At 52.6% G+C, this 22,000-nt stretch carries 24 protein-coding genes, 1 tRNA gene and 1 pseudogene; 4 read left to right on the top strand and 22 right to left on the bottom strand.

Going from position 1 to position 22,000, the window contains the following annotated elements:
• Positions 1–95: 95 nt before the first annotated feature.
• The 6 genes from AC0YNV_RS02240 to AC0YNV_RS02215 form a co-directional block, all read right to left on the bottom strand.
• Positions 96–182 (bottom strand) — tRNA-Leu (locus AC0YNV_RS02240).
• A gap of 320 nt (positions 183–502) precedes the next feature.
• Entirely contained in the window at positions 503–820 is a 318-nt protein-coding gene (locus tag AC0YNV_RS02235; RefSeq protein ID WP_475765467.1) for a TFIIB-type zinc ribbon-containing protein, read from the bottom strand.
• A gap of 115 nt (positions 821–935) precedes the next feature.
• Positions 936–1,370: a NucA/NucB deoxyribonuclease domain-containing protein gene (locus tag AC0YNV_RS02230; protein ID WP_475765465.1), complete on the bottom strand. Its 435-nt coding sequence runs from the start codon at positions 1,368–1,370 to the stop codon at positions 936–938.
• A gap of 81 nt (positions 1,371–1,451) precedes the next feature.
• On the bottom strand, positions 1,452–1,670 hold the full coding sequence (locus AC0YNV_RS02225) for a hypothetical protein (protein ID WP_210039566.1): 219 nt from the start codon (positions 1,668–1,670) through the stop codon (positions 1,452–1,454).
• Positions 1,671–1,774: 104 nt separating this feature from the next.
• On the bottom strand, positions 1,775–2,095 hold the full coding sequence (locus tag AC0YNV_RS02220) for a hypothetical protein (RefSeq protein WP_475765462.1): 321 nt from the start codon (positions 2,093–2,095) through the stop codon (positions 1,775–1,777).
• A 92-nt stretch (positions 2,096–2,187) separates the two neighbouring features.
• A complete protein-coding gene (locus tag AC0YNV_RS02215) occupies positions 2,188–2,757 on the bottom strand; it encodes a xanthine phosphoribosyltransferase (protein WP_475765460.1) in 570 nt (189 codons plus the stop codon).
• A gap of 191 nt (positions 2,758–2,948) precedes the next feature.
• On the opposite strand from AC0YNV_RS02215, the gene AC0YNV_RS02210 reads away from it, so the two are divergent.
• A complete protein-coding gene (locus AC0YNV_RS02210) occupies positions 2,949–3,653 on the top strand; it encodes a hypothetical protein (protein ID WP_475765458.1) in 705 nt (234 codons plus the stop codon).
• 100 nt (positions 3,654–3,753) lie between these two features.
• Positions 3,754–4,794, top strand: a complete 1,041-nt coding sequence (locus tag AC0YNV_RS02205) for a YkvI family membrane protein (protein WP_210039570.1) — start codon at positions 3,754–3,756, stop codon at positions 4,792–4,794.
• Between the two features lie 16 nt (positions 4,795–4,810).
• Here the strand turns inward: AC0YNV_RS02205 and AC0YNV_RS02200 are convergent, their stop codons facing one another.
• Genes AC0YNV_RS02200 through AC0YNV_RS02190 form a run of 3 tightly spaced genes read right to left on the bottom strand, consistent with a single transcriptional unit; the run spans position 4,811 to position 10,858 of the window.
• Positions 4,811–8,350, bottom strand: a complete 3,540-nt coding sequence (locus AC0YNV_RS02200; protein WP_475765456.1) for an AAA family ATPase — start codon at positions 8,348–8,350, stop codon at positions 4,811–4,813.
• Positions 8,347–9,693, bottom strand: coding sequence for a metallophosphoesterase family protein (locus tag AC0YNV_RS02195; RefSeq protein ID WP_475765454.1), 1,347 nt, complete (start codon positions 9,691–9,693; stop codon positions 8,347–8,349). The genes AC0YNV_RS02200 and AC0YNV_RS02195 overlap by 4 nt, the downstream gene beginning before the upstream one ends.
• Positions 9,694–9,715: 22 nt before the next feature.
• Positions 9,716–10,858 (bottom strand): glycosyltransferase family 4 protein, encoded by a 1,143-nt coding sequence (locus AC0YNV_RS02190; RefSeq protein WP_210039573.1) that lies wholly within the window; start codon positions 10,856–10,858, stop codon positions 9,716–9,718.
• Between the two features lie 234 nt (positions 10,859–11,092).
• Here AC0YNV_RS02190 and AC0YNV_RS02185 point away from each other — a divergent pair, with 234 nt between their 5' ends.
• Together AC0YNV_RS02185 and AC0YNV_RS02180 are read left to right on the top strand one after the other, a co-directional pair.
• A complete protein-coding gene (locus AC0YNV_RS02185) occupies positions 11,093–12,295 on the top strand; it encodes a GGDEF domain-containing protein (protein ID WP_475765452.1) in 1,203 nt (400 codons plus the stop codon).
• Between the two features lie 235 nt (positions 12,296–12,530).
• Positions 12,531–13,790, top strand: coding sequence for a stalk domain-containing protein (locus AC0YNV_RS02180; protein ID WP_475765450.1), 1,260 nt, complete (start codon positions 12,531–12,533; stop codon positions 13,788–13,790).
• A 93-nt stretch (positions 13,791–13,883) separates the two neighbouring features.
• On the opposite strand, the gene AC0YNV_RS02175 is transcribed toward AC0YNV_RS02180, so the two are convergent.
• The 13 genes and pseudogenes from AC0YNV_RS02175 to AC0YNV_RS02115 all read right to left on the bottom strand — a co-directional run bounded on the left by AC0YNV_RS02175 (position 13,884) and on the right by AC0YNV_RS02115 (position 21,992).
• Entirely contained in the window at positions 13,884–14,447 is a 564-nt protein-coding gene (locus AC0YNV_RS02175) for an FtsW/RodA/SpoVE family cell cycle protein (RefSeq protein ID WP_475765449.1), read from the bottom strand.
• Positions 14,396–15,205 carry a permease prefix domain 1-containing protein gene (locus AC0YNV_RS02170; protein WP_475765447.1) on the bottom strand — a complete coding sequence of 270 codons (810 nt, stop codon included), beginning with the start codon at positions 15,203–15,205 and terminating at the stop codon, positions 14,396–14,398. The genes AC0YNV_RS02175 and AC0YNV_RS02170 overlap by 52 nt, the downstream gene beginning before the upstream one ends.
• Positions 15,202–15,534, bottom strand: coding sequence for a PadR family transcriptional regulator (locus AC0YNV_RS02165; RefSeq protein ID WP_475765445.1), 333 nt, complete (start codon positions 15,532–15,534; stop codon positions 15,202–15,204). The genes AC0YNV_RS02170 and AC0YNV_RS02165 overlap by 4 nt, the downstream gene beginning before the upstream one ends.
• 129 nt (positions 15,535–15,663) lie before the next feature.
• On the bottom strand, positions 15,664–16,386 hold the full coding sequence (locus AC0YNV_RS02160; RefSeq protein ID WP_475765444.1) for a metallophosphoesterase family protein: 723 nt from the start codon (positions 16,384–16,386) through the stop codon (positions 15,664–15,666).
• 58 nt (positions 16,387–16,444) lie between these two features.
• A complete protein-coding gene (locus AC0YNV_RS02155) occupies positions 16,445–17,245 on the bottom strand; it encodes a PhzF family phenazine biosynthesis protein (RefSeq protein WP_475765442.1) in 801 nt (266 codons plus the stop codon).
• Positions 17,246–17,348: 103 nt separating this feature from the next.
• Positions 17,349–17,822: a GyrI-like domain-containing protein gene (locus tag AC0YNV_RS02150; protein ID WP_210039580.1), complete on the bottom strand. Its 474-nt coding sequence runs from the start codon at positions 17,820–17,822 to the stop codon at positions 17,349–17,351.
• A gap of 180 nt (positions 17,823–18,002) precedes the next feature.
• Complete coding sequence (locus AC0YNV_RS02145; RefSeq protein ID WP_475767262.1) at positions 18,003–18,452, bottom strand: GNAT family N-acetyltransferase; 450 nt, start codon at positions 18,450–18,452, stop codon at positions 18,003–18,005.
• Positions 18,453–18,545: 93 nt separating this feature from the next.
• Positions 18,546–19,190: pseudogene (locus tag AC0YNV_RS02140) on the bottom strand (HAD family hydrolase); the annotation flags it as partial.
• Between the two features lie 17 nt (positions 19,191–19,207).
• Positions 19,208–19,510: an antibiotic biosynthesis monooxygenase family protein gene (locus AC0YNV_RS02135; RefSeq protein ID WP_475765440.1), complete on the bottom strand. Its 303-nt coding sequence runs from the start codon at positions 19,508–19,510 to the stop codon at positions 19,208–19,210.
• A gap of 42 nt (positions 19,511–19,552) precedes the next feature.
• Positions 19,553–20,317: a class I SAM-dependent methyltransferase gene (locus tag AC0YNV_RS02130; protein WP_475765438.1), complete on the bottom strand. Its 765-nt coding sequence runs from the start codon at positions 20,315–20,317 to the stop codon at positions 19,553–19,555.
• Between the two features lie 25 nt (positions 20,318–20,342).
• A complete protein-coding gene (locus AC0YNV_RS02125; RefSeq protein ID WP_475765436.1) occupies positions 20,343–20,588 on the bottom strand; it encodes a DUF2164 domain-containing protein in 246 nt (81 codons plus the stop codon).
• A 56-nt stretch (positions 20,589–20,644) separates the two neighbouring features.
• Positions 20,645–21,448 carry a GNAT family N-acetyltransferase gene (locus tag AC0YNV_RS02120; RefSeq protein ID WP_475765435.1) on the bottom strand — a complete coding sequence of 268 codons (804 nt, stop codon included), beginning with the start codon at positions 21,446–21,448 and terminating at the stop codon, positions 20,645–20,647.
• On the bottom strand, positions 21,402–21,992 hold the full coding sequence (locus tag AC0YNV_RS02115; protein WP_475765433.1) for an NUDIX domain-containing protein: 591 nt from the start codon (positions 21,990–21,992) through the stop codon (positions 21,402–21,404). The genes AC0YNV_RS02120 and AC0YNV_RS02115 overlap by 47 nt, the downstream gene beginning before the upstream one ends.
• Positions 21,993–22,000: the final 8 nt, after the last annotated feature.

Here is a 22,000-nt window from a genome sequence, read left to right as displayed (position 1 = left end):
CCGCTCCGCTGTCAGGGAATACTTCTTTAAATGGTTCTTCGGTTTCTATTACATATAAAAAAACTCTTCATCAAGAAGAGTTTGGCTTGAGGGTTTGGTGCGGTCGAGAGGACTCGAACCTCCACGGCATTGCTACCACTGGAACCTGAATCCAGCGCGTCTGCCAATTCCGCCACGACCGCATAAGTTGGTATTTCTTGTGGCATATCTCTTAACCACGAGATTTATCTTATCATCCGTACAATCCGAAGTCAATCATCCGGGATAAAGTTCCACAATTCGAAATACTCAATAATTAATAGCTTTTACGCTGTTCATTCCTCCCCTCTAAAAAGCAAAAAACTCCAGCCAACTTGCCAGAGTCTTATTATCGTCATGTTACTTAAACAGTATATATAGTTATAATTCACAAAGGATCATGCAGCGGGTTCATTTCCAGGCTTTTAAAAAAGCAGGCCCCCTCAAAACCAGGAAGCCTGCTATTGAATTCCTGTCATTTGACTCATTCAAACAAGTCGCCGAACACGTCCATCATGTTTTTCTTCTTTTTATACGGTCTGCCATTCTTGTCGTAGCCTCTTGAACCGTAAGCATCGTTCGAGTGATCATCCTGCCTGTAGCCGCGGCTGTCTTGATTATCATAGGAGACCTGACGTTCCAAACGGTCATATTCGCTGCGGACTTCACGAATTCCATTCGTCAGCTTGTCCAGCTCACCCCGGTCAAGCCAAACGCCTTTGCATTCGGGACAGACATCGATGACCACGCCGTTCTTCTCCACCTCACGCATACGCGCATCATCACATACGGGACATTTCATTATGAATATCCTCCATTCAATTCATGTCGTTGCTCGGTCTTTTCTACGTTTGAATGGGGCTGAGGTTTCATGTTTTGTCCTGCGCAGCGTAAAGAAGATGGATCCAGCAAGCGTTCTATTCCATAATGAACATCACCGTTGCCCCGTCCGGATAGTCCTCCAGCTGATTGCTGACCCAAGCGCCCGCTCCCCGGTTATCCGATGGGGTTATGTAAGCAATATCGGCATTCTCGCCGCCTTCCGCACACATGGCCATCGGCCACTCGTCGCGGTCAAAACCTTTTTTCGTATCAATGCCCTTCAGAGAGGCTTTTCTATTCTCATCCGCTCCATCCCTGTCAATGGTGCAGACCGGCGACTTCCCCGCTTCAATAGCCTCTTTGATATGCCTGGCTGTCTTCGGAAAACGGTCGGTAGGAAAATGAATGGAATAATCCGCTTCTCCGTATACCGGCGCTTCCGTCTGTTCCTTCAGAAAATCCAGACGGGGAATAATAAATAGGACGATAACTGCTAATAATAGGGCGAATATGCTGCTCTTCCGTTTCAAAGTCTGAACTTCCTCCTGGTTGTGGTCAATGATGCTTACTGCCAAGGAAAAACAGCAATCCTGCCGGGTTCCATTTTGGCTTTAGACTTCCCAATTGCTGCTCCGGGGCTCAGATGCCGGCTCGATGATATAATTCCGCTTCACCTTCACGATCCGTCTGTTCGGCCGGCGGATTGCTACAACTTCATCGTCCCAGGCCACTACAATTCCGATCACGTCATTGTCTTCTATGCCGTCACGGACTACACGAATCCGTGTGCCTTCCACCCGATATGCATCCAGTTGTTCCTCTGATATCACGGTTTTCGTTTGCCCCCTAACCCTCTCATCATGTATCCCTATATGTAAAAGACCCCAATGCCCAAGTTTGCTCATTGAGGTCTCTTACTCAATCTATGCTGTTATCAAGTCACCGTTTCGTTCGAATCAATGGTTTCATACCATTCATCAAGTACGCGCGACGACATGACACGACTTGAAATATAATCAGCCTGCTTGGCTGTGAATTGTGTTTTCCAATCCATCTCAAGCTCTTCGGACAATTTGACAATGGTTAATAACTCGGACCAGGCAACATAGCGTTTGTACCAAAAAAATTGTGGATGCTCGATCATATAAGGATACAAGTCATCGAATTCCGTATGCTTGCAATCGAGTGCACGCTCAAAGTGATTCTTGGCGTCGGACAATTTGGTTTCTAAAAAATCTGCAGAAAGATTCCCCATGCTCTTGTGCCTCCCCTCGGTCAATAAGAACATTATAAGGCAAAACGGCTGAATCGAAAAGGTACTGATTGTGGAATATTTCGTTCATGAAGCTACAGGAACTGAATATGCCCGCCTTCCAAGGAGGCAATCTGGACAAGCGATTCCACACGAATCCCTTGCTCCCGTATGGTTCGCGCCCCGGCCTGAAAGGATTTCTCAACTACGATTCCAAGACCGGCCAGCTTCGCGCCGGAGCGTTCAATTATTTTTATGAGTCCGCGGGCTGCATCGCCATTGGCTATGATATCGTCTATGAACAGGACCGTATCGCTCCCGGTCAGAAATTGGCGGGATACCATAATATCCGTTACAATTCCTTTCGTAAATGAGGGCACCCGCTCCGTCAGCGCATCCGGATCGGCGATCAGCGTCTTCTTGCGCCTTGCAAAAAGCAGTGGAACACCCAATGACAGGGCGGTTGTAAATCCAACCGGTATGCCGGAAGATTCAACCGTAATCACTTTCGTAATCGAATGCTCCGCATAACGTCTGGCAAATTCATTGCCCATCGCCATCGTCAGCTGAGGGTCAACCTGATGATTCAGCAGTGCATCGAGCTTTAACACATCATTGTTGATGACGGAAGCCTCGCGTAAAATCCGTTCTTTTAACAGTTCCATCGCTTTCCCTCCACCAAACACCTTTTTACGTCTAAAGTACCATATGCAAGGCCAACTCCGCAAGCTGGACAAGCAGGAAGGATTCAAATTCCACAAGCTTTAATGCAACTTTTTGCCAGGTTTTTACGTCTAATAGTTGTTGGATGCTTTAAGGCCACTAGAGCATCAAAATGCAGGAGGTGTACGTACAATTGAACAACCCGAGATCCCGCAAGGCTGCGCGCGGGGCGGCTGTCGCTTTGCTCTCCATTGTCATTGCCGGATGCCAGATGCAGTCCGGCAATCCGTCCTCCGCCGGCGACAACGCCGCCCAGCCTCAGGGACAAGCTGACGGAAACTCTTCAGAACGCACGAACAGTCCGCAGCAATCCTTCAATAAGGACAAGAACAATGGAGATAGCCCTGTTGTTCCTGCTTCCGGTGATGACGCGAAATCCGAAGCGGATGCCACAACCGAATCAACCGCTTTAAAGAATACGGCCAAAGAAGGAAAGGCCGAGTTGAAATGGGATCCAAAGGCACCCAAGCTGCGCCAGATCTCCATCGCCGATTCCCAGGCTTCCCTGGACAAATTGCTCGGCAAGCCTTCCGAGAGCTACAGCCTGGATGATGGCGGCGATGAACTGACAGTCCACGAATATAAAGGCTACTCCATCGGCTTCGACGCGAGCAAAAAAGTAAAATTCATCGAAGTGTTCGAGAGCGATGCCGTCACCGATCTCAACGGATTGCGCGTCGGAGACAGTGAAAAAACAGCCCTGACGCTGCTTGGCAAGCCGGAAACACACACCTCAAGCGTTATCGCCTACAAAGCATCTGGCGCCCTCTTGAAGCTTGATCTGGACCCCGAAAACAACCAAATCATTTCCATTAAGCTCTTTGCCGATTCCGAGTAAAACCCGAACAAGACGATTTTCATGCCGGGACTTGTCATGCCTGTCCTTCTTCTCACATATCTTGTAGATAAGTGCGAACGAGAGGCAGGTCGGAACCGTCATGAAACAATTTGGAAAAGTCTTGCAGATTGCTTTCACGTATATGGGCACCATAGTTGGTGCCGGCTTCGCGACCGGACAGGAAATATTGCAGTTCTTCACACGTTTCGGCTACTGGGGCGCAGCCACTATTCTCCTGGCAACCGCCATGTTCATCTGGCTTGGAGCTAAAATGATGCTGATTGCAAGCGACATATCCGCCAAGTCATACGAGGATGTCAACAAGAAGCTGTTTGGCCCGCGTTTCGGGCGTTGGGTCAGCCATTTTATGCTCATTGTACTTCTTGGAGTCAATGCCGTTATGCTAGCCGGCGCGGGGACAATCTTCACAGAAAACTGGAATGTTTCCTATCAGACCGGACTGCTTGTGACGCTTATTGGCTGTTTTTTTCTTGTCCGCAAAGGAATGAGCGCCATACTGACTATCAATTCGATTGTCGTGCCGTTGATGCTTGTTTTTACGCTGATTATCGTTGTAGACACGCTGAATACTCCTGGCTCAAGCCGCTGGATGCTGCTGACCAGCGATTATTCTCCCTTTGCCGTGTGGGCCTCGCCCCTGCTGTACGCGGCATTCAATTTGTCCATGTCCCAGGCTGTGCTTGTCCCTCTCGGAGCGCAGGTGCGGGACCGCAAGACTATCATCGCCGGTGCATGGATAGGCGGAATCGGGATCGGCTTCATGCTGATCGCCGGGCATATGGCCTTATCCCTCTACATGCCCGGTATTCAGCAGTATGCCATTCCGATGGGCGGGATCGCCCGCGAGCTTGGACATGGCATGCAGTGGATCTATATCGGCCTGATTTTTGCCGAGATCTTCACCACATTGGTCGCAGATATCTATGGACTGACGCTTCAGCTTAAAGAACGGATGAAGATGTCGCATACCCGGATCACCTTAATCGTACTCGTAATCTGTTATGCTGCCAGTCAAATCGGGTTCGGACCGCTGCTGTCCACGCTTTACCCGATATTCGGCCTTGTCAGTCTCGGATGGCTCGCACTTCTGATCAAGCAGTCTGCTCCCCTAGGCAAATAAACCCCCTGTGCATCGTTTAGGATAAGTGGACAAGCCTGGCACTGGAAAGCCGCTCCATCAGCTTGTCCCGAATATGATCATGACAGGTAAGCAGCACAAGCTGTCTGCGGCTGGACAGCTCTCCAATGATATCTATGGCGGCCTCCAGCCGGGAGCCGTCAAAATTGACGAATAAATCATCCAGGATCATCGGCAATTCCGTCGTCATCGCCGCTTCATCCGCAAGAGCAAACCGCATGGACAGATACAACTGCTCAGCCGTCCCCCGGCTGAGAAAGATGCTGTCGACGAACTGACCGTCCGGCGTCTCAAGCCGAATCGTCTGTTCCCCCTCCGGCACGGAAATCCGGGTGTATTTCCCCTTCGACATCTTTGCCATATAGCGCGAGGCTTCCTTCAGAACGGCGGGCTGCCGCTGCTCCTCCATCAGCCGTTTTGTTCTTCGTATCATGGTCATGCTCAATGCCGCTACCGCATACCTGTCCATCAACTGCTTCAGCGCCGCTGAAGTCTCTTGCCGCTGCGCCAGAAGACGCGTACGGCTGCCGGCCTGCATCAATTGCTCCATCGTCTGGCGCTGGCGTCCGCTTGTTTCCAGCAGCTCGCTTCTCAGCCGCTCTCCGCTTGCCAAGGCCGATTCCGCTTCCAGCTTCATCGCTTCCAGCCGGGCGGCATCGACAAATTGAAACCACTGCTCCAGACGTTCTCTCTGGGCAGAGGTTACTCCCGCATCCAGCTCTGCCGCAAGCTTGTACAGCTCCGGCTCAATTTCCTGCAGTCGCTCGGATTTCTTGACCGCTTCCAGAAAATCGCGTTCATTGTCCGCGGAAACTGCCGCAAACCACGTCTCCCGCTCATCATCCAGCTTGTTATGTGCTTCCACAAGTGAGGTCTCTGCGGTGCGGAGCCTCGCAATTTCCGTTGTTAATTCGTTCAGTCGCGCACGCGCTGCCGTTTGCTTCCCCGCTTCGCTGTGCATCAGCTTCAAGGCAAATCCAGGTTCCGCAGACGCGGTCCCTCTGACATCCGGAAATTTTGAGCCAAGCGTCCTGACCGCCGCCTCGAAGTCCGCAAGCTGCGTATCCATATCGGCAGCTTTAGCTTTCAGGCGGTCGCGTGCCTGAAGCCGAAGCGCCGCCTGCTCAGCCAGGTCGGCGGTTTCTATCGCCGCCTCCGGGGATAATGTAAGCGGCAGCGCCTGCGCGGCAAGCCAGCTATGCCAATTGGCGGCCGCGGCTTGCTCCTGTTCGGCGGCCTGCGCTTGCTGGAGCCGCTGCTCTGTTTCCTGAGCCGCAAGCGAAGCGAGGCGGCGCTGCAGCTCTCTTCTGCGCTGGGCGCTGTGCTGGCCCGCGCGCAGCTGATCCAGGCGGGCATCTATCGCCGCCCTGAGCTGCTCCAGCAGCGCTGAAGGACTGACAGGCTGGGGGTGGTGCATCCCGCCGCCGCTTGCCGCCCGGCTGACCGCTGCGCCGGCAGCCGCGGCTTCCTGGATGTAAGCCCGCGATGCGGTGTGCTGCTTGTCAGCGCCTGTGGGAGCCGCAGCGGCGGGGCTGTATGCTTCGCTGCCCGGAGGAGCGAAGCTTCGCCCGGTGGCAGCTTCACGGTCTGCCAGCAGCGCGGCGAGCAGTGCCTCCGGCTCGCTGACGAGCACGCGCAGCGCGGCCGCAACGCGGCGCTCCGCCGCGGCAAGCGGGGCCAGCGCCGCCGCGGCCGCGGAAGGCGCGGGGCCTGCCGCGGCGCGATGCGGCCCGCCGCGGCGAGCGCGGGCCGGCGCTGCGCCGGCGCGCGGCGCAGCCTGCCGCGCTTCGCGCAGGCGCAGCAGCGCCAGCGCCGCGATAGCCAGCGCGGCGCTGGCGGCGGCGGCCGCGGCCGTGGGCCATCCGGCCGCGAGCAGCGCAGCCGCGGCCGCAGCCAGCGCGCCGGCCGCGGCCCAGAGCGCCGCGCCGCCGCGGTGCCCGGCGGCGCTGGCGCCGGAAGCCCCCTGCTGCGCTTGCTCAGCGCGCAGCTGCTCAAGCTCAAGCTCCCGCCACGCGTCCTCGAACGTCCGCGCAGCATGGCGCAGCCCCTCCGGCGTTGCCGGCAGCAGCTCAGCGCCGCCAAAGTCCGCCATGCGGACAGCAGCCGCTGCCTCTTCACGGCTGCCCAAGCTTCCGTCGCTCCCATGCAGCTGCCCGCGCTGCTGGCTGCCTGTTCCGGCTGGAGACCCGCCCCGCCGGAACAGTTCCCTTCCCCCAGCCGTCTCTTCAATCTCGGCCAGCTGCGCCTCCACCTCCTGCGTCTGCTCGCGGGTTGAACGCAGCTCCGCCTCCGCCAGATGGCTGGCTCTCGCCGCGTCCGTCATCGCGGCTCTTGCCGCCCTCACCGTTTCACGGTCGGCGACAGTGAAATGGAAGAGGCGCAGCTGATGCTCTGTCCAGTCCGGAGCAATCCGTGACAACAATCGGGACAGCGCTTCGGAATGCTCTCGCAGCTCTGCCTCCAATGCCTTGCGTTCGAGACGAACCGCATTCATCCGTTCCACTGACATCAATAGAGCTTCGATCTCATCAACAGCCTCAATCAGCTTCACATCATAGATCAGGGACCTTGATTCCCGTTCATGTCCGTCGGCCTTCAGTTTAATGCCGCGAAGCTCAGCAGCCGTGCGGTCATGTTCAACCGTCCACAGCTCCCATCTTCTTCTCATATCCGAAGGCAGCCTTCCGGCCGTATTCAGATCCTCAAGCTCGCGCACAAGCGCCATGCGCCCGATCCACAGCGGTCTTGTTTCATGGGCTCGAGCCAGCAGCGCCGCCTGCTCCCGCATTGCGGGCAGGCGGCTTTCCAATTCCTGAAGCTGCTGCTGTGTCTGTACGAGTTCATCCGCCAGATCATTATAGGAGCTGATCTCGTCTTCCAGACGCCGCAGCTGCGTTTCCGTATCGTCCAATTCCTTGATCAGCCGGTTCATCTGCTGATTGCTCCCGCGCGGACGGAATAGTCCATCCAATTGGGCGTTCAACTGCTTCTCTGTCCTGGCAATCGCCTGCCCTCCGCCCCAGCCTGCGTGATACAGCTGCTTGCCCAGCTCATCGCCTTCCAGCATGCCTACGGCCTGCAGCTCCGTCAGCGTAATAGCGAATAATTGACGATATACTCTCTCATTGACTCCACCGAGAAACAGCTGCTCCCAAGCGCCTTGGAGGAGCAGCTCCGGCAGGTCTGGCGCCGCGGGCACGTCCGTGTCATTCTGCTGCCCCTCTGCCAGCTGGCCTTCATAGGGACGGACAGACAGCTTCCCCCCTGCCGTCTTGGCAAGCCGTTCCAATACATAGGCTCGCCCGAGCGAATCCCGGAATAGCAGCCTGCCGCCATGACGGCCTCCAGCGGATGGCTCCTGCCGTTCGGAGGGATTGGCCCTCGTTGCAAAGCCGTACAGCATCGAGCGGATAAACCCCAGCATCGTGCTTTTTCCCGCTTCATTCGGCCCGTAAATGACCGTTACCGGCGCATCGAAGCTGCAGCGAAAATCGCTCAGCTTGCCGAAGCCTTCCACATGCAGACCTATCCATTTCACTTCACAGCTCCTCCTTCGCTTGTCTCCATCGCAGAGGATGAAGGAACCGCTTCATGCTCCTCCGTCAGTAAACCGGCTGCCAGCTCTTTCGCCTGCTGCAGCCAGGAAAGCGAATGCCCTTCCATGCGTTCCCTTACCAGCTTACGCATCCGGGCATTGGCAAGCAGCGGCGCAAGCGCTTCCTCCAACAGCTCCAGGCGGCCCGCTACGTCAGCTTCAATCTCTAACACGCCGCGCAGAAGTTCACCGGTAAAGCTGTCCTCACCTGCAGCAGCCTCCAGATCCAGAACGATCCCTGTCGCCAGATCAAAGCCGGCGACCCAGCACCACGGCTGTTCGCCGGTTTGCCAGCCAGCCGATCCGCTCTCCATCCGCTGGCGCAATCCGTCCAGCAGCTCTGCTGCAAAGACAGGATCCGTCAGCTTACTGTGCATGGCCCCCCTGCCTGTAAGGCGCAGCCTGACGACCAGCGGCCGGTCGCCGCTTCCGGTCAGACCGGCGAGAAGCGTCCGCTCCAGCAGATCCAGCAAAGCCTGCTCATGTTCTACCTCCTCGATGGACGCCTCCATGTGTTCCCATCGGACGGTATCCAGAGCCACGAAGGTGAGCTCCGCTTCCCTGGAGGGCTTTACATCGACGATATAACATCCTTTGGCGCCTGTTTCTCTGGAATGACGCCCTTGTGTATTTCCCGGATAGACTATATGGGGATATGTATGCAGAACGGCACGGGTATGTATATGTCCGAGAGCCCAGTAATCGAAACCGGCTGAAGCAATCTCAGTGAGCGAACAGGGCGCATATGGATCATAGGCCGGGTTGCCGTCCACATTCCCATGGAGGAGCGCGATATGGTAGGGGCCCTCCGGATCCGGACGATAGCCGCGGGCAATGTTGTCTGTCACCGCTCGCGCTCCATACGACATGCCGTACACATATGCGGCAAGCTCGCCGTCCTTTCGGTAGGCTGGCGAGTGTTCCACTTGCTTCGAACCGAAAATGGTCATGGATTCCGGCCATTGCAAGTTAGCCCTGCCGCCGCCCAGATGATCGTGATTGCCGTGAATGACAAACAGCTGCACACCATGGGTGTGCAGCCGCTGCCATTGTTTTTGCAGTGCCAGCTGCGCGCGCAAGGAACGGTCTGCCGAGTCAAACAAATCACCGGCGATCACCATAAAATCCACATCTGCCGTTATTGCCGTTTCCACCAGCTTCTCCACTGCCTTGAAGGTTGAGTCCACAAGTGTTTCACGCACATGATGAGGCGCGTCCGGGAGACCCTGGAAGGGACTGTCCACATGCAAATCGGCAGCATGAATAAAACGGAACGGGACGCTCATTCGTAAACTCCTCCTGCCGGTATTAAGATTTCACTTCCGGTTCCGGATTAATCTCCAGGTAAACTTCCTTCAATTGAGCGATGACGCGCTGCAGCGAATATACCTTCTTCGCTTTATTCCAGGCTGCCCGGGCCAGGTTGTAGCGGAAGCTGGGATCACTGATGACTTTCTCAAGCGCCTCGCAGAGGGCCTCCGGGTCCTCCGAAGGAACGAGCAGGCCATTGACGCCATCATCGATTTGCTCTGCGATGCCGCCTACATTCGTTCCGATCAAAGCCAGCCAGCAGAGCGCGGCTTCCGCGAACACCGATCCGAACGCCTCGGCGCGCGACGGAAGTACGAACACGTCAAAGAACGGCATGAATTCCTCCGGATGAAGCATATAGCCATAAAAAATAATATCGTCATACAAATCCAGCTGCAGGGCAAGCTGCTCCAGCTCCGTCCGTATAGGGCCATCGCCAATGATATGCAGGACAAACGCATGCCCCTTTGCCTTTAGTCCTGCACAGGCATGAAGCAGAATATCCAGACCTTTGGCAGGCACAAGCCGGCAGACAGTAATCAGCTGTACAACCTCGTTCTCATGGGAGATCGGCCGGAAGCGCTTCTCATCGAAGCCATTCGGTATGACCTTGATCGCATCGGGATTTTTGATATAGGGGCTTATATAGCTTCTGAAGGATTCGGAGACTGTCAGAATCCGGTCAACCTTGGCTTCCAGCTCACCGTAGATGGATGTCAGAAATTGATGCTCCTGTCCGCCCTCCCGGATCCTGCCGTTCAATATGAGCTCCCGCTCATAGCTGGAATGAATCGTCATCATAAGCGGCATTTCCGGATACAGCTTCTTCATCGCAAGCGCCGCTATGGGGTGATGCGCGTGAATCAGGTCGTATGATTTATTAATCCGCATTCGCGTCCACCACAAGTAGTCGCGATAGGTCTGAATATATTTATCAACAATCGGGTTGCCTTCGTACTGTCGTATATCGAACGTATCGAAGCTGACAGCGTCCTGCCCCTTGCTTCTGACCCTCTTGGGAATAGAGAACAGCTCCATCTGCCAACCCATCTTATTAAACCGCTCTTGGATATACGGAACCATTGAGGACACACCACCGGGCTGATCCGGCGGAAAAAACAAAGCTTGTAATATGTTCATTCTTGTCCTCCTCAAATGTATTCTGTTAAGAAAACATATCATCGCAAGCATAAAAATGATGGTTTCCGTCAAGAAAACATTTCTTCATACGGTCGTCCTCGACACTTTTCGACTGAACAAAATCATGATATACTAGAACATATGTTTCTGTAAAGTTTATTCCACCCGGCAAGTTTCAACCATACATAAGAAGTTTAATCGGGTATAACTTCAACCTCGCTAGGTGGGTATCATATGACGATTTTGCAGTGGATTGCCGGTCCGACCGGTCAAACCTTCGCTTCCGCTTGTGTTTTGACCATACTGGTCTTGACGCTCTTTATGTCGATTCGCCTGTACAAAAGCTACCGCCGGAACAAAACCCACCGGTTGCTGATTGTTGTTCTTTCTATTGTTATTCTACAGCAAGCAGCGCTTGTCAGTCTCGCTTTTCCCGGGTTATCCCAGTCGCCTTATTTGAACTTGTCCTATTCCGTTACAAGCCTGCTCTCCTTTATTATTATAAACTTTGTTTTCATGAAATTGTATACACAGCCTTCAACACGTCTTAAAGGAATGCCATTTCTTCTTATGGTTATCGGCCTGGTCGGGATTACGGCGCTTCAGATCGCATTGGACCCGAATATTCTCACTCATCCGGTAGGCGCTGAAGGCTTGTCCGCACTCGCTCTGGATTTCTATGGCCTCGTCATCAACTTTATCATACTGCTGAATTTGCGCGGCATCGATCAACGCTTCAGCTACTCTGCCAGTCTGATTGTTTATTTCATTTATCAGCTCTCGGATCTCGCAGACAGCTATGTTTTTCACGGAAGCGAGCCGATGCTTGTGATTCTTTCCCACCTGCTTCCTATTGTCTATTATGCCCTGTTGTTTCTGCTTTTGTTTGACTGGGTGCTGGAGAGGCTGCTGATGACCTTTCAATCCTCCATTACAGACGGCCTGACCAGCTTGTATAATCGCAGGCATTTCAATAAGAAAGCAGAGCAGATGCTGCGCGAGGCAAGACGGATCGCCATTATTTTCTGTGACATAGACAACTTCAAGAAGCTGAATGACACGGAAGGCCATCATCGTGCCGACGGCGTACTCAAACAGGTTGCTGATATTATAAAAGAAGAAACCGCCGGTATCGGAGCGGCCGGGCGATACGGGGGCGAGGAGCTGCTGGGACTGGTAGCCGCTGCTGGCGTCAAGCCTGAGAAAGTGGCGGAAACCATTCGAAGCCGCGTTGAGAAAGAAAGCATCGTGACGATCAGCATAGGTGTGAGCTGCTCCCGCGACGGCGTTTCTGCCGAGGAAGTCGTGAAGCAGGCGGATGAAGCCATGTACGTGTCGAAGACGTCCGGCAAGAATAAAGTGACTCTCCATGCCTCGATGAAACGCTCGCGGAGCCGCTCTGCCGGAGAAGATTCCCAGCAAAACATCCACGTTTGAATTATCTCTGCTTCAGCAATCCTACTCTCGCGAAACAAACCGAAGCCTCTGCTTCGGTTTGTTTCGTCGATCCGGTAATCAACGGTCTGCATAGGCTGCTGTGGAGCGCTTGTACCGCGATCGATCGGATTTAACAATTCTTTAGGTGCTGTTTTGGGCCATCTTCTTTGTTCTGTGAAAACGACCTGCTATACTTAATAGATTAATAGATTTGGACAGGAGACGAATATTCAAGATGAGAAAATCCAAAAAGATAGCCCTTATATTCTGCTCTTCCTTCATGCTTATCTCCGGCTACGGATTGGCTCCCAAGGCACAGGCCGCTTCTGACGCGCCCGCACCTCTTTCCATAATGCTGGACAGCTATCCGCTGCCGTTCCCTGCTGATCCTGTCGTCATCCAAGGCACAACGATGGTTCCTTTCCGGGCAATTGCCGAAGCCATGCAGATCTCGGTTCAATGGACGGCGAAAACCCAACAGATAGAGGCAACCAAGTCCATTGCGGGAGCAAGCAAAACCGTGATTCTCCGCGTCAGCAGCAAGAACGCGACAGTTAATGGGAACTCGCTTCCTCTGGCGGTTGCTCCGCTTGTTAGCAATGGATCGGTGCTTGTTCCGCTCAGCTTCTTCAGCAGCCAGTTTGGCGCTTCCGTAGGCTGGGATGCCAAGAGCAGGACCGTATCGATTGTTTCCCCCAAGGAAGACCTGTATACCATGGGCTTTTATGCTATTTCCTCGTTCGATGAGCGGAGATTTATCAGTAAATTCGATTCCGTCTCGTTTGGCTGGGCACGAATTGATGAACAAGGCCAATTAACGCTGCAGGGAAAAGATTATTACTGGCCCCAGGGTGCAGGCGACACGACGCCGGAATCCATTATTACGGGAGCATCCCAGGCCGGAACCTCCCCTGAACTTATGGTGGTGGCAACCGATGTCAAGGGAGAACTGACCAGACTTCTTGGAGATCCTCAGCTGCGCAGCAAGGCAATCGATAATATCGTTGCGCTGGCTGCGGACAAGCAGTTCGATGGCATTACATTGGACTTTGAAGGTCTTGGATTGACAGGGGAGGCCAGTACGGTCCAGCAATCATTCACCGAATTTGTCCGTCTCCTGAATGAACAAGCCCAAAATCGGGATCTAAAGCTCACCCTTGCCCTTCATCCGCTTAATGGCTCCTACAAAGGCTATGATTACAAGAAATTGGCCGCATATGCCGATCAATTCGTCATAATGGCTTACGATTATTCCTATGAGAAAGGACCTGAGCCGCTGAAGCGTGTGGATGAAGCAATTCATCTGGCACTGAATCAGGTGCCCAAAGACAAGATCCTCCTGGGCATCTCCATGGGCAGTGAGAATGCCGGCACTATTAACGGCAAAATCGGTTTGGCCAAACGTTACGATCTGAAGGGGGTTGCCCTCTGGCGGATCGGGATCATAGGTGATGCCGTCATTCAGAAGGTGGAACAAACAATCGCTTTAAAGTGAATAAATCTCAAGCCGTCTATTTGGGCTTGAACAAGGAAATGAGACTGCATGCGGCGGAAGCGCCCGCAAGCAGTCTCATTTTTTGGTTTCTGCCTACTGCCTGTTCCAGACTTGTTGGCTGCTTATCATGTTCTTTCGCTTGTATACCGTGAGAATCAAACCGACAGCGCCAAAATGAAGCAGCAGCAGCGTATTGCCGTAACTCAGAAACGGCAGCAGAACCTGGATATTCGGAGTTAGTCCCATTGCCATCAGCATGGGCAGCACAAATTCAATACCTATGACGATCAGCAGCAGCCCCACTAAACGCTGGCCATATTCATCCCGAATGGAATGAGCAAGCGCTGCTATCTTCACAATAAATAACACAGCAACCGCTGCAATGATGAGACCACCTGCCCAGCCGAAGCTATATATCAAATACGAGAACACCATATTGCTGTGTTGATAAGGCAGATGCGTGTTAGGGGCTGCAAAGCCGTGCCCCCACCAGCCAGCGGCGTTAATAGCCTGCAGGGACTGATAGGTCATATATCCCGCCCCAAACTTGTCATCGGACAGGAATGACGTCATCCTGGAGAGAAAATAACGGGAATACATCTGATTCAGCATACCAATAGATACAGCAGTAATAACATAAGCTCCAATAATAACCACAAATTGGTATGACGAACGGCGATACAACCAGAAAAATCCGAAGGCTGCGCCAGATACAAGATTCCTGCGGATAAGCTGTTTCCTTTCATATACATCACGGTAGGAATGCCGAGCAGGTAGATGCTTCGCAGGAAGGTCTCCCGCACGGTCCAATATTTTGGCAGTTTCATTCCCGCAAGCGAGATGACCAGCATAAAGGTGCAGATGGTCACCACATCAATGCTTTTTCCATAAAAGTTTAAATAGGGCATACCGTTAATCGGTCGGCCTGCAGCAATGCCTGCCGCCAACACCGTCAGCGTCACCGGAAATAAAACGAGCGAAAACCGGTTCAGCCTGCGGTAATCGAAAAACCATAACGCGGCGAGTCCAATTGAGCCAAGCCCTGTAAATACCAGCTTTTTCTCTACATAACGGCCTTCATTCATATAGGAATTATCTACAGCTTGAACCGCGCAGATCGCAATTATGCCCATTCCCGCTATAAGAGCCAGAAGGCAAATCAATCCCCAATCCAGCTTTGGCCTGTGAATATGGTGCAGCTTGTCCCCAATTGACGCCGCAGAGCCCATTGCCTGAATGGCCTGCTCAACTGCCTGTGCTTCCTCTTGTCCTTGAAGTAACAATTCCTCCGCCCGATCAGCGATATGTACGATTAATTCTTCTTTAATCTCCTCATGCAGATCAACCGCCTTCACCTGCTGACAAACCGCTTGCAGAAATTTCTGCACCTGTGGATAGGATTCAATAGACCTCATGCTCCCCCCTCCCCAATCATGCGATCCAGAGCGGTACGAAATACGACCCATTCCTGTTTCTTGTCCTGCAGCTGCCTACCGCCCTTATCGGTTATACGGTAATATTTCCTCTTGCGGCCATCATGCTCGCTCCAATAAGCCTCTACCCAGCTCTCCGATTCGAGTGAATGCAGAATGGGATAAAGCGTACCCTCCTTAAGACTGAAGATGCCCCCCGACTGCTGCTCCATCTCCTTAATCATTTCATAGCCATACATGGCTCTGCGATTCAGCATCGTCAGTATCATGATGACCGTGCTTCCCTTTAATAATTCCTTGTTGATCTTCATGGATTTTATCTCCTTCCATACCTAGTAAATCTATGTATAAATTTACTAGGTATTATACAGAAATATACAGGAAGAAACAACTGATCTCCGGCGCATAATTTCTCTATTTAACAAAAAGAGAGCCTTCACCTAGGAGTGAAAGCCCACTTTGTACGTCCGGTAATGTCCACTTGCGTCTATTTCCAGGGCGTTAAGCTGCTGCCCGAAAGCACATCCGCCGTCAATGCCGATCTTCCCCTCGCCAAACCATACGTCCGGGCTTCCATGAATATCTTCCGCTTGGGTATGACCGAAAATAACCGTCTTGCCGACAACGGTCGGCTTGCTCAGAAAGGGTTCCTTGATGTACATAAATTCACGCTGCGGCTGCTTCTTCCAATCCGGGTACTCCGGGTTCAGCCCTGCATGAACATAAATATGATGGCGGTCCTCCGCATAGTAGGGGAGACTGTTCAGAAAAGTGATATGATACTCATAATGTTTGCTTATTGCAGCAATCATTTCGTGCACGGTCTGAGTCGTCACTTCCTGGTCACTCAGATCTGTTTGAAGATAGCTTTTCACAGTCGCCCTGCCCCCATGGGACAGAAATTTCCTGATCACAGCCTCATCCTTGAATCTCATCAGATCGACAAGCCTCTGATCATGATTGCCTTTGAGCACAACCGCTCCGTGCACATCGTGCAAATAAATGAGATGCTCGACCACTTCCCTGCTGTTAGGTCCACGATCCACATAATCGCCGAGAATTAATAATTGATCCCTTTCTTTATCGTAATCCACCTTCTCCAACAAGCTTAACCATGCTTCATAGCAGCCGTGGATATCGCTAATAACCAGTTTTCGCTTCATGATGGGATTGCCGCCTTTCAGGAAAATGGATCAACTCTTAAAGATAATCACTCATTACCTAAGACAAGCTTCCTCTCAGCACAGTGATGGCCTGACCTGTTATAAATACGCGGTCTTCCGCATTCCGAAGATGCAGATATCCGCCACGATCCGAAGCCTGATAACCGCGAAGCTCCGTTTTGCGTAGCCTTTGCTGCCAGTAAGGAGCAAGCGCACAGTGGGCGGAGCCTGTAACGGGATCCTCATTCACACCCTGGGCCGGGTAAAAGGCACGGGATACAAAATCATATTCCTCACGCGAAGCCTCCGATGAGCGGCTTGTTACGATGACTCCGCGCGCGTCCACTCTGGCGATCAGGGCAAAATCAGGACGAAGCGTCCTTACGGTTTCCTCGCTGTCCACTTCAACCAAATAATCCATCCGGTTGCGGCCCACATAACGGGGAATCAGGCCCAAAGCCTGTATAAGCTCGTCGGGAGCTGCCGCTTGAACAGCGGGCTCCGCAGGGAAATTCATCATAATCCCTTGCCCGGAGCGCACTGCAGTCAGCAATCCGCTGCGGGTATGAAAGCGTGCTTGCTCAGCCTCGCCCAAATGACCGATTTCCCACAGATGGTGGGCGCTTGCCAGTGTTGCGTGACCGCATAAGTCCACCTCTGCCTGAGGGGTAAACCATCTGAGGGAGTAGCTGCCGTCTGCTAGAGGATGCAAAAAGGCGGTCTCCGCAAGATTCATTTCTGCCGCAATTTGCTGCATCAGCACCTCTTCCAGCTCCGCTTCCACCAAACATACCGCAGCCGGATTGCCTTTAAACATTATATTGGTGAAGGCATCAATAATATGAATGGGAATGGACATGGGTACCTCCTAAATAAAAATGGGCTAGTGCGATCCGGGAACATATTCATTCCCTAAAATCACAGCACCCACTTAAGTTTGATCTATACGAAACCTGTCACGTTTATTCAAAAACTCCCAGTCCACCCTGATCTTCTATGGGAACGAGCAGGTCGACCGCTTCTTCTTCCAGATGCTCATCAATATAAAATATTTCGATGGATACGGCATTATCCCGCTTCTTCAGCTGCTGCTCATTCATCCAGGCGGATAACTGTTCGTAGCCTTCGCCAATGCGCTTGTTCGTGCATGTCACCATGGCGTACGTATGCTCCGGAATAATAAACTGCACCATTCCATCCGGGACCGTTTCCATATGCGCGGTTTCGAAACTCGCCCAATAAGTGGCGAACACTTCGTTGCCGAAATAAGGACTGTACAGCGCGGTGGATCTAACCTCTCCGTTTAATTCGTGCTTTCTCGAGAGAAACTCGCTCTGCAAAAGAATGGCTTCATCCGGAAATGTCGAATACGGTCCGCAGTAACTGATTCCAACCAGATTTAACGCTGGTTTTGTAACCACTGTACAATTATCCATCGCGAATAACCTCCCGCATAAATTGGTGAAGAGACTACGCTCGCTGACAGGCGCCTTCAATGAAAATATATCTTTTTCAGTGTAACATGTTCATGCTCCAATGGGATATATATTATTTTACCACCATACTTATGGAAAGAAAAACCTCCTGATCCCTGTTGGATCGGAGGTTTAGTTTGTCTATTCGCTATACAAACTTTTCAACAGATGAATATCTTCAGGCTCCAGCATGAACAATTCGTCATCGATATGTTCTGTTGGCGCGCTTCCGAGACTTTGGTAGAAGGACACGGCGGATTCCGTCTCGGTAGAGGAGATATACAGATAGCGGGCACCCTGCGCTCGTGCCTGCTCTTCCATCAGCCGCATGAATCGTGAGGCGATTCCCCTCCGTCGGTGGCTGCGGCTGACATACATCAGATCCACTTGCAGTTGATCCCGCCGCTCGCCCCTTCGTTTATGCCCAAGTACGGCGAAGCCGACAAGCTGCTCTCCGTCAAAGGCGCCCCATGCCGTTCCACCATGCCGCATTTCGCTCAGTATCCTGTTCTGCAGGTCCTTCAGCTGCTCCTCATCCCACCCGGGACATTCATGAGCGGCTGGCTGATGAATCAAAACGCCTTGTTCCATCCTGTAAATCCGCTCAATCCATTCAGAACGGTCAACCTGATGAATCAACTTAATTTCATCGGGCCGGAGAATCAGAATAGCTATCGGCTCGCATAAGGCTGTTACCACATTCACTGTGGGCGCAAAATACGAAGCGCCTGCATTCATCATTTCCATCTCAGTGCCATACCCGTAACCGACTCCGATTCCGGCAATGCCGTTATTAACGGCGCCGATTATATCATGCTCGCGGTCTCCGACCATGATCGTCCGGGACGGATCAATGCCATACTGCTGGATGATAGAAGCGATCAGCTCGGTTTTGTCAGAGCGTGTTCCATCCAGCTCACTGCCGCAGATTTGTTCGAAGTATCGGTCCAGACCAAAGTGCTCCAGAATCTGCCGGGCGAAAACAATTGGTTTCGAGGTAGCGACAAACAGTCTCTTCCCCTGATTGGATAAATTTGACAAAAGCTCGGGGATGCCGGGCAACAGCTTATTCTCAAACATGCCCTGGCGGGTAAAATATTCCCGGTAATAGGCAATAGCCCGGTTCGTATCATCCGCAGAAAACCCGTATTCCTCCCGGAACGTTACCGCAAGCGGCGGACCGATGAAGGGAATCAGCGCATCCAGATCATCAGCGGGAATACCGAATCTGGATAATGCATATTGGACGGACTTGGTAATCCCTTCCTTGGGATCCGTAAGGGTGCCGTCGAGATCAAACAGCCAGTTTTCACAGGTCCGGAATTTCACAGCAAGCCGCAGCCCCTCTATAGAAGATCAAGTTTCTCGTAATGCTCGACCACTGGAAACGGCTCATAATAATGATGCAGCAGCTGCTTCCATTCCAGATATTGGGGAGAAGTGCGAAAGCCTGTCACATGATCCTCCAGCGTTTCCCACCAAACCAGCAGCAGGTATTGATTCTCCCGGTTCCCGTCAACACACCGCTGCAGCTCATGGTTGATATAGCCAGACATGGAGACAATTATCGCCGAAGCCTGCTTGAAGCTTGAGAGGAAAGTATGATTCAGTTCTAGTTTCACATGCAAAACGGCTGTTTCCAGTATCATGCCGGCATCCCTCTCTTTCTGTGGCGCGGATCGCTCTTCGTATTAAACGGCTCCGTAAAAAACCTCTGTCTTGTATTTAAAAGCAACCTTGCCATCCTTCTGATAATCATTAAATAGCTGCTGAAGCTGCGCTTTGAAGGATGCATGGTCGGGATGACCCGGCAAAGGCGTGTATGATGAAGAAGCCGTCCGCCCCTCCAGCTCTTCCATATTGAAAAGCTGTTGATACGCAAAAAGCTCAAGATTATATTGGCCGTCCCGGAAAAAGGAGGCATATTGCTCGGGTCCCAACCGGGTATGCTTGACTTTGTCATAATCGCTGGCATAACGCATCAGCAGCTCATCGTAAGCGGCGGCAAAGTCATCGCGGTCCGTCCGGCGCCTGTTCCAGATCAGCGCCGCGATCCCGCCGGGCTTCATAATCCGCGCAAATTCCAACTTTGCCTGACCGATGTCGAACCAATGGAAAGCTTGGGCGGACACGGCGGATTCGACGGATTGATCCGGCAGGGTGGTATGCTCCGCCGAGCCTTTGACCGCAATAAATCGTTCACCAAGCGGACTGTCCGCCAAAAGCTCCAAGGATGCTTGTCTCATCTCGTCATTTGGTTCTATTCCATAAACAGTGCTGCCTCTCTCCAGCAGAAGACGCGAGAAAATCCCGGTTCCTGAACCAATATCCGCTATTTTCCCATCCTGCGGGAAGCCTGCTTTCGTATACAGAAAGTCCAGCGCCTCGCTTGGGTAACTGGGCCGATATTTCACATAAGCATCCACCCGATTGGAAAAACGTGTTTTACTGTCCATTCCTCATCAACCCTCTCTCACTCATTTACCTGGTTCTTCGCTCCAGGGCATACAATTCCTCTTCAATGGAAGAGCTTTTCTCCATAACGACTTTTCGTGCATCCTCTATAGCTCGATTATACACATAGGGAGCAATCTCGCGCAGCATAAAATCGATAATCTGCTCCGCTCCGATGCTTCCCAGCTCTTCTGACCTCTCTTCCGCATAGAAATTCACCAGTTGCTCGATGATCTGCTCTTTCTCTTCGCGCGGCAGCTTAATTGGAATCATCGTCCCGATCTCCTTTCTTGCAGCTGTTACCTGCCTGTTCTTCCACATCCATTCGTCTACAACCGGGTCATAGCGACCCTTGTATAAGCAAGCTTCATGCCCAGGCGCTCCATGTTCCGGTGGCTGGGAGAAAGATACGCCGCCTGACCAACCGCCAAACGGCAGCTGCTGCGCGCAGCTTCCCTGAGGCGCTGCTTCAACAAGGCCAGCTGCAGCCCGCGGGACCGGCATTCAGGCAAAGTAGCCGCGAAGGTGAACGAGGCAACGTCATCCTCCATATGCATAACACCGGCGGCAGCAGGCTGCTCGTCCACAAATCCAAGAAAGAAACGCCAGCCTGGCCGCTGATCCAGCACTAGATTGTTTGCCGCGATGGCCGGAATGCCGTCCTCCCCGAGACCGAACCCCAGACAATGGATGCGGGCATAAATATCAAATTCATCGCTCGTGAGGGCTCTTATCCGGATATTTGGGTCCTCGGTGAAATCCGGGAGCTGCGGCTTCATATAAAAGGAAGCATGAAATCCGCTCGCGGCAAAGCCGAGCTCACCAAGCCGGCGCATCAACGCAGTCGTGGTCTTGGCTGGAACAATCTCGATTTGCGGCGTGCGGCCCTGCTCTTCATAGAAATCCAGGATTTCAGGAAGCAGCGGCAGTTCTTCCTCTCCCATTCCTTTGACGCTGTTGAATGCCGGCCATGGCATCGTCCGGCTGCAGAATGCGGCTGCCCGGCCAAACCGGCGGATCCGGATCCCCTCCGGGTTGCCATCACGCTGCCGGATCGCGGTCATCCGGTCGATCATATAGCGGATTTCAGAGCCTTCGATTTGATCCGCAAGCTCTCTTGTCAAGATCGACAAATAAGTATCCTCCTTTGGAGGTCTGGAAGATAGGGTGAAAAAGACCACTACGCTTCTGGCTATTATGCACATAACAGTCAAGCTGATGATCTTCGATCAATTCGATGGATCGCCGATGAGCCGCATAGTGAATGATTTGCTCTTTAATATTCGGAAAAAGCATAATGGAAGCCAGCTCCGAGAGCGGAACCCAACGCACAGCGGATTGATCGGGGTCCGGAATCTCCGGCAAACCCGGAACGGAGCCCGGCTTCAGCTTGCATTCAAAAATTAAATTCAGCGAATGCGGCGTATCAGCCGGGTATTCGCCGGATTGCTTGTGAGGCGCGCACTCATAAACAAATGCAAGCGGACCTACGTCCGCTTCCGCCTTCGTCTCTTCCATCAGCTCGCGGAGCACCCCGTCGATTACCGTCTCTCCCGGCTCCGCGCCGCCTCCGGGCAAATTATAATGAATGCCGTCCTCATCTTCATATTCCACCAGCAGGACGGCATCATTTTTAATAATAAGGGCAGTTGGACGAACGCGAATATGATAAGACATGACATCCC

This window comes from Paenibacillus sp. JT31N11, assembly GCF_056269285.1.
Note: the sequence above shows the minus strand (reverse complement) of the source record. Positions and strands in the feature narration are given on the sequence as shown.

What these genes read in the sequence shown, in the direction of transcription:
- AC0YNV_RS02165 (WP_475765445.1), bottom strand. Translation starts at nt 15,534, where the DNA reads ATGAAGATCAACAAGGAATTATTAAAGGGAAGCACGGTCATCATGATA.
- AC0YNV_RS02155 (WP_475765442.1), bottom strand. Translation starts at nt 17,245, where the DNA reads ATGTCCATTCCCATTCATATTATTGATGCCTTCACCAATATAATGTTT.
- AC0YNV_RS02145 (WP_475767262.1), bottom strand. Translation starts at nt 18,452, where the DNA reads ATGGAACAAGGCGTTTTGATTCATCAGCCAGCCGCTCATGAATGTCCC.
- AC0YNV_RS02160 (WP_475765444.1), bottom strand. Translation starts at nt 16,386, where the DNA reads ATGAAGCGAAAACTGGTTATTAGCGATATCCACGGCTGCTATGAAGCA.
- AC0YNV_RS02190 (WP_210039573.1), bottom strand. Translation starts at nt 10,858, where the DNA reads ATGAACATATTACAAGCTTTGTTTTTTCCGCCGGATCAGCCCGGTGGT.
- AC0YNV_RS02135 (WP_475765440.1), bottom strand. Translation starts at nt 19,510, where the DNA reads ATGATACTGGAAACAGCCGTTTTGCATGTGAAACTAGAACTGAATCAT.
- AC0YNV_RS02125 (WP_475765436.1), bottom strand. Translation starts at nt 20,588, where the DNA reads ATGATTCCAATTAAGCTGCCGCGCGAAGAGAAAGAGCAGATCATCGAG.
- AC0YNV_RS02195 (WP_475765454.1), bottom strand. Translation starts at nt 9,693, where the DNA reads ATGAGCGTCCCGTTCCGTTTTATTCATGCTGCCGATTTGCATGTGGAC.
- AC0YNV_RS02150 (WP_210039580.1), bottom strand. Translation starts at nt 17,822, where the DNA reads ATGGATAATTGTACAGTGGTTACAAAACCAGCGTTAAATCTGGTTGGA.
- AC0YNV_RS02205 (WP_210039570.1), top strand. Translation starts at nt 3,754, where the DNA reads ATGAAACAATTTGGAAAAGTCTTGCAGATTGCTTTCACGTATATGGGC.
- AC0YNV_RS02220 (WP_475765462.1), bottom strand. Translation starts at nt 2,095, where the DNA reads ATGGGGAATCTTTCTGCAGATTTTTTAGAAACCAAATTGTCCGACGCC.
- AC0YNV_RS02115 (WP_475765433.1), bottom strand. Translation starts at nt 21,992, where the DNA reads ATGTCTTATCATATTCGCGTTCGTCCAACTGCCCTTATTATTAAAAAT.
- AC0YNV_RS02170 (WP_475765447.1), bottom strand. Translation starts at nt 15,205, where the DNA reads ATGAGGTCTATTGAATCCTATCCACAGGTGCAGAAATTTCTGCAAGCG.
- AC0YNV_RS02235 (WP_475765467.1), bottom strand. Translation starts at nt 820, where the DNA reads ATGAAATGTCCCGTATGTGATGATGCGCGTATGCGTGAGGTGGAGAAG.
- AC0YNV_RS02130 (WP_475765438.1), bottom strand. Translation starts at nt 20,317, where the DNA reads ATGGACAGTAAAACACGTTTTTCCAATCGGGTGGATGCTTATGTGAAA.
- AC0YNV_RS02180 (WP_475765450.1), top strand. Translation starts at nt 12,531, where the DNA reads ATGAGAAAATCCAAAAAGATAGCCCTTATATTCTGCTCTTCCTTCATG.
- AC0YNV_RS02215 (WP_475765460.1), bottom strand. Translation starts at nt 2,757, where the DNA reads ATGGAACTGTTAAAAGAACGGATTTTACGCGAGGCTTCCGTCATCAAC.
- AC0YNV_RS02185 (WP_475765452.1), top strand. Translation starts at nt 11,093, where the DNA reads ATGACGATTTTGCAGTGGATTGCCGGTCCGACCGGTCAAACCTTCGCT.